Source organism: Vibrio ouci (assembly GCF_004551525.1).
GTDB classification, from domain to species: domain Bacteria; phylum Pseudomonadota; class Gammaproteobacteria; order Enterobacterales; family Vibrionaceae; genus Vibrio; species Vibrio ouci.
This window is the reverse complement of record NZ_SATR01000307.1, coordinates 1-582: the sequence shown is the minus strand read 5'-3', so window position 1 is coordinate 582 and position 582 is coordinate 1. Positions and strand designations below refer to the sequence as shown.

At 42.4% G+C, this 582-nt stretch carries 1 protein-coding gene; it reads right to left on the bottom strand.

The window, feature by feature from the left end; translation table 11 throughout:
• Positions 1-279 precede the first annotated feature (279 nt).
• Positions 280-582 (bottom strand): GNAT family N-acetyltransferase (locus ELS82_RS25785; protein ID WP_134837842.1); only part of this gene is annotated, 303 nt, incomplete at its 5' end.

The window sequence follows — 582 nt, the reverse complement described above, 5'->3', positions numbered from 1 at the left end:
TCGGCCCGGAAGACTGGCCAGACGCACTGCTTCTTTGCGGAACTCTTCGGTGTACGCTGGATTACGATGTTTAGCCATAAATCACCTCTCAATTAGACCCTAGATCTAACTTAGTAAAGTGTCTACTAAACGTGGGGTACTCGGTTACCTAACGCCCAATTAAGGGGTGAGCAACGCTACCACCCAACCTAAAGCATTGTGCTATAAACACTAAAATTGAAGTAGAAGCAAAAATGCCAAGCGTTGGGAATCCCTCTTAAATTTCTTGTTATGTGCGTACTAAACATTACCACTGCAAGACGAGTTAAAGGAAAACATACGCACTTCATCACGTGGAAACCAACCTAGTTTTTCATAGAAATATTGAGCATTCAGGTTTTCATTGGCGACAAATAAGTGAGTTTTAGCTATACCAATTTTAGATAATGCACCGACCGCTGAAGATATTAGTTTGGCACCAATGCCTTTACCTCGACAATTCGAGTTTACAGCCAAATGTTGCACGTAACCTCGACGACCATCTGTACCCACTAAAATTGCACCTACAATAGTGTCACCATCTACAGCGACAAAGCTGAGATT